Origin of the sequence: Flavobacterium sp. (assembly GCF_029945805.1) — a bacterium.
Taxonomy (GTDB): domain Bacteria; phylum Bacteroidota; class Bacteroidia; order Flavobacteriales; family Flavobacteriaceae; genus Flavobacterium.
In genome coordinates, this window is record NZ_JAQSDH010000001.1 from 85,246 (window position 1) to 95,747 (window position 10,502).

Genomic DNA, 10,502 nt, shown 5'->3' on the forward strand with positions numbered 1-10,502 from the left:
TTGCTTTTATTCAAAAAAATGAAATTCCAAGTCGTATCCGATTATATCCCTACTGGCGATCAGCCGCAAGCTATTGAGAAACTTTCCGCGGGAATTGTCAATGGCGAAAAATACCAAACCTTACTCGGAGTTACGGGTTCGGGGAAAACATTTACAGTTGCTAATGTGATTCAAAATGTGTCTAAACCAACGTTGGTTCTGGCGCACAATAAAACACTAGCGGCACAATTGTATTCGGAATTTAAGCAGTTTTTTCCTGAGAATTCAGTGCAATATTTCGTTTCGTATTACGATTATTATCAACCGGAAGCTTTTATTCCTGTTACTGGAACCTACATTGAGAAAGATTTATCTATCAACGAAGAACTAGAAAAATTGCGCTTGAGTACTACTTCTGCCCTACTTTCGGGGCGTCGTGATATCATTGTAATTTCTTCGGTATCGTGTTTGTACGGAATTGGAAACCCAGTTGAATTTCAAAAAAATGTCGTTTCGATTGCCAAAGGTGAAATCATTTCGCGAACTAAATTATTACACAAATTAGTACAAAGTTTATACTCCAGAACGGAAGCTGATTTTACACCCGGAAACTTCCGAATTAAAGGTGACACCGTGGATATTTATCCAAGCTACGGTGATGAACCGTATCGCATTCATTTTTTTGGAGATGAAATTGAAGAAATAGAATCATTTGATTCCAAAACATCCAAAGTTCTCGAAAAGTTTAACAAACTGAATGTTTATCCGGCAAATATGTTTGTGACTTCTCCGGATGTTTTGCAAGGCGCAATCTGGGAAATTCAGCAGGATTTGGTAAAACAAGTTGATTATTTTAAAGAAATTGGAAAACATCTTGAAGCAAAACGTTTGGAAGAACGAACCAATTTCGACTTAGAAATGATACGAGAATTAGGTTATTGTTCAGGAATTGAGAATTATTCACGTTACTTAGACCGACGTCTTCCGGGAACGCGCCCTTTCTGCTTGTTGGATTATTTTCCGAATGATTATCTGATGGTTGTCGACGAAAGTCATGTAACGATTTCACAAGTTCATGCGATGTATGGCGGAGATCGAAGTCGGAAAGAAAACTTAGTTGAATATGGTTTCCGATTGCCGGCAGCTATGGACAATCGCCCGTTGAAGTTTGAGGAATTTGAAGGAATGCAGAATCAAGTAATTTATGTTTCGGCTACTCCAGCAGATTACGAGTTGGAAAAATCAGAAGGAATATTTGTTGAGCAAGTCATTCGTCCGACCGGATTATTGGATCCCATTATTGAAGTGCGTCCAAGCTTGAATCAGATTGACGATTTAATTGAAGAAATTCAAGTTCGATGTGAAGCCGACGAAAGAGTTTTGGTAACAACCCTAACGAAACGTATGGCAGAAGAACTGACGAAATATCTAGCCAAAGTTTCGATCCGATGTCGTTACATTCATTCCGATGTGGATACTTTGGAGCGTGTGGAAATCATGCAGGATTTGCGAAAAGGGTTGTTTGATGTTTTGATTGGCGTGAATTTATTGCGTGAAGGTTTAGATTTACCCGAAGTTTCCTTGGTTGCGATTTTGGATGCCGATAAAGAAGGGTTCTTAAGAAGTCATCGTTCATTAACACAAACAGTGGGTCGTGCGGCCCGAAACGTAAACGGGAAAGCCATTATGTATGCGGATAAGATTACCAAAAGCATGCAGCAAACCATTGACGACACCAATTACCGTCGCGGAAAGCAAATGGAATACAATACGCTACACGGATTAGAACCGAAAGCTTTGAAGAAAAGTCTCGGAAGTGCTTTGGGTAACAACTCGGTTTCTACTCAATATTTTGAGGATAAAATTGCGAAAGCCGCTGAACCAGAAAGTTTGTATTTATCCAAGCCAGAAATTGAAAAGAAAATTCGTGATGCACGAAAATCGATGGAAAAAGCGGCTAAAGATTTAGATTTTATGCAAGCAGCGAAATTTCGTGATGAGATTAAGAGCTTGCAAGACCGAATTTAACAGCAACTATTAAAAGATGAATTACACTTTCAGAGTAGCTAACCCTACTGATCTTCCTAAGATTTGGGAAATTATAAAACAAGCTATTTTACGAAGAAAAAATGATGGAAGTACCCAATGGCAAGATGGCTATCCTAATGAAACTTTGATTGAGAACGATATTGAACAAGGAAACGGTTATGTTTTAATTGAAGGTATTCAAATTATTGGATACACTGCGATTATATTCAATGACGAACCGGCTTATGAGGATTTAAAAGGAACTTGGCTTACCAATGAAGAATTTGCAGTTATCCACCGACTTGCGATTTCGGATGATTATATTGGTAAAGGTTTGGCGCAAAAAATAATGCATTTTACTGAAGAAGTTGCCATTCAGAACCACATCTTCAGCATCAAAGTGGATACTAATTTTGACAATAATGCGATGCTGAACATTTTTGAAAAGTTAGGTTATTCTTTTTGTGGTGAAGTTAGTTTCAGAGGCGGAATTCGTAAAGCTTTTGAAAAAACGTTACGTATTATTTAATTCAATTGCTCCTGAAAAACTTCCAATAAAAAATCAGGAGAAATCATTTTAGTTGGTGAAGCTTCCATAGCTTTCAAAACACGTTTTATTGCATGAGGATTCAAGCCCATATTGATCCCTATTTCTTGAATTTTATTTTGTTCTCGTTCGTGCAAAACTCCGTCACAATGCATAAGCAATGCCAAACGGTAAAATTGTTGTACTCTTTCAAATTCAGATTTTATAACTGCTGGATATTCTTCTTGATGAAAAAGATTTTTGAAATTGTTTTTATCAATTTGAAGTTCCTCTGATATCATAGACAGAAAAAGGTATTCTCGTTCGTGCAGTCGTCCATCAATAACAGAAAAAGCGATCATTTCGGATAAAAGCGCTAATTTTTGTTGGTAATCGTTCATCTAGTATCGGTTATTTTTCAGCTAAAATATAGTTTTTTGTGAAAAGACAAAAATTTATTGATTTGAAATCCTAATTTTAATCGTTCATTAAGCAGTTTAAAAGAGCCAAAAAAGAATTTTTAGTTACTTTTACACCATCATAAATTTGAATTCATGAAAACTTTCAAAATATTTGTACTCAGTATACTTTTTACAACTGCCGGAGCATTTGCACAATACGGCAACAATATGTATACTAAAAATTATGGTGTAAATCGCAATATTGGCAGAACCTATTCTGCTCCACCAACATCATCTCCAGCTGAAATTGAGAGTAACAAAAAAGAACAACTGAATAAATTCATGGAAAAGTTAAAGAAAGAACTCACTCTAGATGAGCTTCAAATGATTGCTATCCAGAATGAAATTGAAAAAAATAATAAGAATATTGATATTGTAATCAAAAAAGAAACTTCTGATGATGAAAAATCTAAAGAAATAACTTCAATGATGGAGCGAACAGATAAACTTGTAAATTCGTATCTAAATCCAATACAAAAAGAAAAATACAAAGCTTTAATTGAGGACAGCAAAAAGAAAAAAGGCGACAAGAAAGATAAAAAAAGTAAAAAGGAAGATAAAAATACGGAGGAACTCAAACCCGAAGACTAAATTTAATAATCTGCCACTTGAAACAATTTCTTTCGATCCTACTGTTACTTATTTTTTGGGATACCAATGCCCAACAAAGTACCGCTAGTAAACAGGTTTCTACCTTTACTATTGATGCACCACAGTTAAAAACGACCAAAAAGATTTGGATTTACCTTCCGAAAAATTATACGACCTCTACCAAAAACTATCCGGTAATTTACATGCACGATGCTCAAAATTTGTTTGACGCAACCACTTCTTACGTAGGCGAATGGAATGTTGACGAAACCTTAGATAGCATCAATGCACAAGCCATCGTAATCGGAATTGAACATGGCGGCGACAAACGCATTGACGAACTTACGCCGTTCAAAAATGAAAAATACGGTGGCGGAAGTGCAGATAATTATCTCGATTTTATTGTTAAAACTTTAAAACCAAAAGTGGATTCGACTTACCGAACCAAAACTAATAAAAGAAATACCGCTATTTTCGGAAGTTCCCTTGGCGGATTGGTTTCCTTTTATGCCGCTATAAAATATCCAGAAGTCTTTGGAAAAGTGGGTTGCTTCTCGCCTTCTTTTTGGTTTGGACGAAAAGAAATGAACGACTTGTTGGCCAAAACAAAAGACTTTGATACTAAAATCTATTTTCTATGCGGGGATAATGAAGGCGATGCTGATGTGATTCCAGACATGAAAAATATAGCGCATTGGGTAAATACCAAACGATGCGAATGCAAGAAACTTAACAAAGAAGTGATCGTCAAAGGTGGACAGCACAACGAAAAAATGTGGCGTGAAAACTTCAAAAAGGCGTACCTTTGGCTCTTCTAGAGTGCGCATTAAGATATACAACGTACGAAATACAATTTAAAACTTTGAGACATGAATAATAATGACATTTTTAAAAAACTACGTGTAGCACTTCAATTGCGTGATGACCAAATTGTAGAAATTTTAGAATTGGTAGATTTTAGAATGTCGAAAGGTGAAATTGGAAATCTGTTCCGAAGTGAAGATCATGGTGATTTTATGGAATGTGGCGACCAAGTATTGCGCAATTTCCTTAACGGATTGGTGATCCATCTTCGTGGCACAAAGGAAAATCCAAAAAATGCAATGGATGTTATTCGTCAAAATCAGGAAGTGGTTCGGAAAAATGTTGCCGAAAAATCAAAAGCAACTTTTAAGCCCGATACTGAATTTAAGCCAAAGCCAAAAACGGATTCTAAGAAGAAACCTTTCAATCCTAAGGATAAAAAACAAGCTCCAAAAGTACAGGTAGTTGAAAAAGTGCAGTTCAAAAACGGGAAGAATAAAAAATAATTTATTTCTATTAGGGTAAAGTATATATTTACTTGTTTTTATACCAATTAACCAAACCAAAAACAAATGAATTTATTTAGTAAAATTGTAATTGCTAGTTTAGCAATTATAACCTTTTCATGTGATAATGAAAATGACACAAAGACTACATCAAAACCCGCAACAACAGCTGCAATTACTACAGCAATTTCAAAGAAATTTTTATTTGATGCTACCAAAGCCGAAACTGCAGGAAATGCCGATTGGATTTTAGATGCTGATACTTCTCCACAACGTTTTCCAACACCCATACAATCGAATGTAACTGCTAGTACTCCTGAAAGTTTTTGGCGTGGAGGATTGTCTGCTTGGGGAATTGCTTTAGCCAAACTAGGACATACTGTAGAAACTTTACCATCTGGAACTGCTATTACTTATGGAGGAACTGGGGCACAAGATTTAAAAAAATATGATGTATTTGTTGTTGATGAACCAAATATCCGATTTACTGCAGCTGAAAAAACTGCCATCTTAAAATTTGTTCAAAACGGAGGTGGTTTGTTTATGATTTCAGACCATACCGTTTCCGATAGAAATAATGACGGTTGGGATTCTCCGAAAATCTGGAATGACTTGATGTCGACTAATACCGTAAAAGCAAATCCATTTGGAGTGACGATCACCTTGAATAATTTTTCTGAAACTAGTTCAAACCGATTAAGTGTTATAACTAATCCTATTTTGAATGGTTCTCAAGGAACAGTCACACAATTAAAATATTCAGCGGGAGCATCAATGTCGATAAGCACAGTCGCAAATGCAACAGCTCAAGGATTAATTTGGAGAGGAACTTCTTCACAAGGAAGTTCAAATATAATGTGCGCTACAGCTACTTTCGGAACAGGAAGAATTGTTGCTATTGGAGATAGCTCACCGGCCGATGACGGAACCGGATCAAGTGGAGATATACTTTATCCAGGTTGGACGGAACTCCCTTCACATGCTGCGTTACACATTAATGCTTCACTTTGGTTGGCAAAGTTGTAAAATATATAAAACCATTAAGGTATTAAGTTACATTAAGGCTTAATGAAACTTTCTTTGTTGAAGTTTCAAAATAAAACCAAAACTAATTAATTTATAGCTTTACCAAATTCAAAACCGAAATCTCTGGTTATACGAGAAAATTTAGTCTACAGTTGATGATACGGTGACAGACTTGGTACATGTTCCACGATTACTACAAGCACTACATTTCCAAACTATTTCTTTATCAGAATCAATCTCACGTTTTGGATTACAACCTCTAGTACACCCACTACAAGTGCATGTACCTCTTAATAAAACATCATCTTTAAGAGATACTACAAACTCATCTTTAGAATTTAATTGCAAAACAAAAGCAATTTTAGTACTGCCTGATTCGTTTTGAGCTAACAAAATATAATATTCATCAGAAGTTTTATTTTCATAAACATCTTTAATTATTTCAAATTTCGTTAAAACAACATCATTTTTATCTTTTCGTAATTGTTCCTCCAAAATTTTCTTTAAAAAACTTTCATCAACGGTTATCTTGTATACATCGTTTTCCTTTATACCAATTTTTTTTTCTGTTATTTGCGCATTTCCTACGCATCCCAAAATTATTGTGGCTAGTAACCCAAATACTAATTTTTTCATGTTTTTGTATATAATTTTTAATTATTTGCAGTCCTACTATATGTCGTCGAAAACATTTATAATCGTAGGGCTGCTTTTTTTTTGGTTGGTTTAGTCGTACTACTGCTCAATAACAAACCTCTAAAATAAGCAATAGTTTCTTTATTTATATATTGCCAACAAAAAATTAGAAAAGCACTTTTTGTTTTGTGTCACTAGGTGATGGTAAGTCACTTTTAGTACCTATAAATTTATTTACTTATTATTACTTGATTATTACATTTCAAATCTAAAGTGTTTTTTTTTTATATAGTTACACTAAAAGTGTACATTTTATAAATTTGAATAATACTGGTGGTTATTACCAAAGAATCCTGAGCTTTCACTCAGGATTTTTTTCTTAATCATCTTTTATGGTGATGACAACCTCTTCAACAAACTTGTACTCGCCTTTTTTATAAATGTCTTTATTGGGCAATACAACTTCGTATGTATAAATGCCCTTTGGTAATACCAATAAGCATTCTTTACCGTCTTTTTGGATTACGAGTTCTTTTTTAATCTCGTCTCCTTCCTCATTTTTGCCTGTAATCCTGAAAGTAATTTTGTCAACCAATTTATTTTTTACACAAACGCTTTCTATTACTTTACTATCCTTATTAGTTGTGCCTTTGTTGGTTTTAAAAATGGTTAAACCACTTAGCAAAAGTTCACCACCTTTTAGGACTGTTTGTAAATCGGATTGGGAGAATAATCCAGTTGGTAACAATATGTATATTATTACTATGGTTAAAAATTACATAAGTAATTTATAAATGTTCAGATAAAAACAACTTAAAAAAGTTAGATCCCTGTTTATTTACTAAATTTTTTTTTATCTGCTAAATAACCTAAATAAGAAAAAATCAGAGCCACTGAAATGTAAATTACATTTTCAATTAGTATTTTATTATTAAAGCTTTGTAAAATTTTGTAAAGGCTTCCTGTTATACTTGAAGCTAATAAATAGAGAAAAAAAGTGTTTTTTAAGATTACTTTCATTTTTTATATTTTTAGTTAAAAGAAAAAGTCAACTAAGGTTTGACGATTTGAATTATGGTTCTATAAAAGTGGTATAAATATCACAACCCTGTCGGGCTTCCCCCTCTTTTAAACAACTTGGGTTTTCACCACAAATCCAAGATCTTTTTTTATCTAAAATAAAAATATTAGGGTTACAGTTTTTATTTCCAGCACAAGTTAAATATAGTAATTCAAAATTGTCACTTTTTTTCTTGACATTTTGATTTAAATACAGTGAATTCGCAACATTATCAAGCCATCTAGCAGTTTTTACTTTTTTATCAAAATCAGTTAATAATAAGTAATAAAAGGGTTGTTTTTCTTCTCCAATGGTAAATTGTTTCACAACTTCAATTTTATCAAATTGTATTTTTGAATCTACAGAGAATACACTGCTACTAACGGTACTTTTAAATTGTGCGGTATCAATTTCAAACTTGATACCATCTTGATTTATTTGAGCAAAAAGAATACTTTTTAAAGGTGTTTTATTAGTAACAGTGTTTTTAGTTTCGCTGCAAGAAATTATAAAGAAATTAATTCCAATAATTAGTAAAATTAAATCGATTTTGAATTTTGAATTGTAGCACCTCATATCTAAGTCTAATGTGAAAATTAATTAGATTCCATTTCAAAACTTTTAATAACTACTACTGTAGTTTTTGAACATCCTTTCTTACTACATGCTGTACATGTCCATATAGTTCCAGTGTTTATAGCTGTACACTGAGACCCTGTACAATCAACACTACTACATGTTATTGTAGCTCCAGTTTTTGAAATTGAAAAAACACCATTATTTAATTCCAAACTTATAGCAGTATTAGTAAAACCATCATTGCTAAATCCATATAAACCATAAAGTGTAGATGCTGCATCTGGATTTGCTCGACGAATTTCTACCAAATTATATTTTACATTTAAACCTGATTCTTTAGCTATAATAGAGAAATCATTTAATAATTTTTCTTTATCAATTGTTATTAGAAAAGAATTTTTATCTACTTTTCCTACCACTTCGCCAATTCTCAAAGTACAATTTGAATTTACAATATCTGCATCTTGACTGTAAGAAAAATTTCCAAATATAACTGTAGCTATCAAGCCAAATATTAATTTTTTCATATTTTTGTATATAATTTTTAATTATTTGCAGGCCTACTATATGTCGTCGAAAACATTTATAATGGTAGGGCTGCTTTTTTTTGGTTGGTTTAGTCGTACTACTGCTCAATAACAAACCTCTAAAATAAGCAATAGTTTCTTTATTTATATATTGCCAACAAAAAATTAGAAAAGCACTTTTTGTTTTGTGTCACTAGGTGATGGTAAGTCACTTTTAGTACCTATAAATTTATTTACTTATTATTACTTGATTATTACATTTCAAATCTAAAGTGTTTTTTTTTTATATAGTTACACTAAAAGTGTACATTTTATAAATTTGAATAATACTGGTGGTTATTACCAAAGAATCCTGAGCTTTCACTCAGGATTTTTTTCTTAATCATCTTTTATGGTGATGACAACCTCTTCAACAAACTTGTACTCGCCTTTTTTATAAATGTCTTTATTGGGCAATACAACTTCGTATGTATAAATGCCTTTTGGTAAAACAAAGAGGCATTCTTTACCGTCTTTTTGGATAACGAGTTCTTTTTTAATCTCGTCTCCTTCCTCGTTTTTGCCTACAATCCTGAAAGTGATTTTGTCAACCAATTTGTTTTTCACACAAACGCTTTCTATTACTTTACTATCCTTTTTAGTAGTTTCTTTACTAGTTTTAAAAATGGTTAAACCACTTATTAACAATTCACCACCTTTCAAGACAGTTTGGAGATCGGATTGGGCAAATGAGAAAAAGTAACTTAATGTACAAAGTAGCACAGTTATTTTAGCTTTCATGATATGAATATAATCTTCAGATTAGCATCGTTAGTTATTGTAACTTAGTCTTTCTTTCTAATCAATAATAAATATACTATCAATGAGATATTTACGACAACCACCACCTCAAGAATCATGGGGTATTTTTTTACGAATAAATAAAGACAAATTATATTAAAAAATAAAAAACTTTTAATTATTCCTGAATATTTTCGTACCATAGAGCGTAACTATATCTTAAGATTTCTAAACTATAAAACAATTTACTTTTGGACTCTTCTTTTAAATTAGAACTTTTAATTGAACTTTCTAGATTATTAACGAACTCAAAAACTTCTGATGGTTTTATTGGATTTTCTGATAAGGTAAAGTCGATTATCTGGTTATAAAAAACCTGCTCCTCTTCTGTAGCCTTATTAACCTTATTCAATTCGTCAACAATATCCGAAATTGCCAAGCGTTGGTTCATTTGGTAAAAGAGATTATCAAATATAGATAAATTTTCGACAAATTGCTCTTTGTCCGAAATTGTAACATTAAAATACTTTGAATCCAACATTTGTCCTTTAATATACTCAGATGCCCTGTTTTGTTTAGTAAAAACGTTATTTTCAACATCTTGATTGCAATATTTAATCATTAAATCATTATGAAGTTGACCAACTAAAGCATAATTATCAAATGATTTATTCGGGTTTTTAACAACGTTAGGCTCTGTTAATTTATGAGTACCTGTATTTCTGCTAAACATATCATTCCACAATACCGCCGCACCACAAGAGCCCATAAAACCGCCCCAAAGTACTCCGTAAGGACCTAATCCAAGACAAGCAGCACCAGCAATCACATCTCCTACTGCCATGTAGCCTGTCTTTGGTTTGTTTATTCTTCTTTGGCCGTAAGATAAACTACTAATCATAACTGTAGCTATCAAGCCAAATACTAATTTTTTCATATTTTTGTCATTATTGTCCGATAAAAAATAAAACCGTTTGATTTTATTTCATATCTATTTGT

14 protein-coding genes are annotated in these 10,502 nt (G+C 32.8%); 6 read left to right on the forward strand and 8 right to left on the reverse strand.

From position 1 onward, the window contains the following. Positions 1-18 precede the first annotated feature (18 nt). A complete protein-coding gene (gene uvrB / locus PSU83_RS00385; protein ID WP_300585469.1) occupies positions 19-2,007 on the forward strand; it encodes an excinuclease ABC subunit UvrB in 1,989 nt (662 codons plus the stop codon). Between the two features lie 16 nt (positions 2,008-2,023). Continuing rightward, the gene (locus tag PSU83_RS00390; RefSeq protein ID WP_300585471.1) at positions 2,024-2,536 is read left to right on the forward strand and encodes a GNAT family N-acetyltransferase; all 513 of its coding nucleotides are present in this window, start codon (positions 2,024-2,026) and stop codon (positions 2,534-2,536) included. On the opposite strand, the gene PSU83_RS00395 is transcribed toward PSU83_RS00390, so the two are convergent. After that, positions 2,533-2,934 carry an excinuclease ABC subunit B gene (locus tag PSU83_RS00395; protein ID WP_300585473.1) on the reverse strand — a complete coding sequence of 134 codons (402 nt, stop codon included), beginning with the start codon at positions 2,932-2,934 and terminating at the stop codon, positions 2,533-2,535. The two genes, PSU83_RS00390 and PSU83_RS00395, sit on opposite strands and share 4 nt — an antisense overlap. A 153-nt stretch (positions 2,935-3,087) precedes the next feature. Between PSU83_RS00395 and PSU83_RS00400 the strand changes: the two genes are divergently transcribed. The 4 genes from PSU83_RS00400 to PSU83_RS00415 all read left to right on the forward strand — a co-directional run bounded on the left by PSU83_RS00400 (position 3,088) and on the right by PSU83_RS00415 (position 5,921). Beyond that, positions 3,088-3,585, forward strand: coding sequence for a hypothetical protein (locus PSU83_RS00400; RefSeq protein ID WP_300585474.1), 498 nt, complete (start codon positions 3,088-3,090; stop codon positions 3,583-3,585). Positions 3,586-3,602: 17 nt separating this feature from the next. Then, positions 3,603-4,403 (forward strand): alpha/beta hydrolase-fold protein, encoded by an 801-nt coding sequence (locus PSU83_RS00405; protein WP_300585476.1) that lies wholly within the window; start codon positions 3,603-3,605, stop codon positions 4,401-4,403. A gap of 51 nt (positions 4,404-4,454) precedes the next feature. Then, the gene (locus tag PSU83_RS00410; protein ID WP_300585478.1) at positions 4,455-4,895 is read left to right on the forward strand and encodes a DUF1456 family protein; all 441 of its coding nucleotides are present in this window, start codon (positions 4,455-4,457) and stop codon (positions 4,893-4,895) included. 66 nt (positions 4,896-4,961) lie between these two features. Continuing rightward, entirely contained in the window at positions 4,962-5,921 is a 960-nt protein-coding gene (locus tag PSU83_RS00415) for a hypothetical protein (RefSeq protein ID WP_300585481.1), read from the forward strand. Positions 5,922-6,062: 141 nt separating this feature from the next. On the opposite strand, the gene PSU83_RS00420 is transcribed toward PSU83_RS00415, so the two are convergent. From PSU83_RS00420 to PSU83_RS00450, 7 genes are all read right to left on the reverse strand, one after another. Then, a complete protein-coding gene (locus tag PSU83_RS00420; protein ID WP_300585482.1) occupies positions 6,063-6,557 on the reverse strand; it encodes a hypothetical protein in 495 nt (164 codons plus the stop codon). Positions 6,558-6,936: 379 nt separating this feature from the next. Then, positions 6,937-7,305 (reverse strand): hypothetical protein, encoded by a 369-nt coding sequence (locus tag PSU83_RS00425; protein ID WP_300585484.1) that lies wholly within the window; start codon positions 7,303-7,305, stop codon positions 6,937-6,939. Between the two features lie 86 nt (positions 7,306-7,391). Then, a complete protein-coding gene (locus PSU83_RS00430; protein ID WP_300585486.1) occupies positions 7,392-7,577 on the reverse strand; it encodes a hypothetical protein in 186 nt (61 codons plus the stop codon). A 52-nt stretch (positions 7,578-7,629) separates the two neighbouring features. Beyond that, positions 7,630-7,944, reverse strand: a complete 315-nt coding sequence (locus tag PSU83_RS00435; protein ID WP_300585488.1) for a hypothetical protein — start codon at positions 7,942-7,944, stop codon at positions 7,630-7,632. 269 nt (positions 7,945-8,213) lie between these two features. Then, a complete protein-coding gene (locus PSU83_RS00440) occupies positions 8,214-8,723 on the reverse strand; it encodes a hypothetical protein (protein WP_300585490.1) in 510 nt (169 codons plus the stop codon). A gap of 378 nt (positions 8,724-9,101) precedes the next feature. Further along, on the reverse strand, positions 9,102-9,503 hold the full coding sequence (locus tag PSU83_RS00445; protein ID WP_300585492.1) for a hypothetical protein: 402 nt from the start codon (positions 9,501-9,503) through the stop codon (positions 9,102-9,104). A 178-nt stretch (positions 9,504-9,681) separates the two neighbouring features. After that, positions 9,682-10,440: a hypothetical protein gene (locus tag PSU83_RS00450; RefSeq protein WP_300585493.1), complete on the reverse strand. Its 759-nt coding sequence runs from the start codon at positions 10,438-10,440 to the stop codon at positions 9,682-9,684. Between the last annotated feature and the right edge of the window lie 62 nt (positions 10,441-10,502).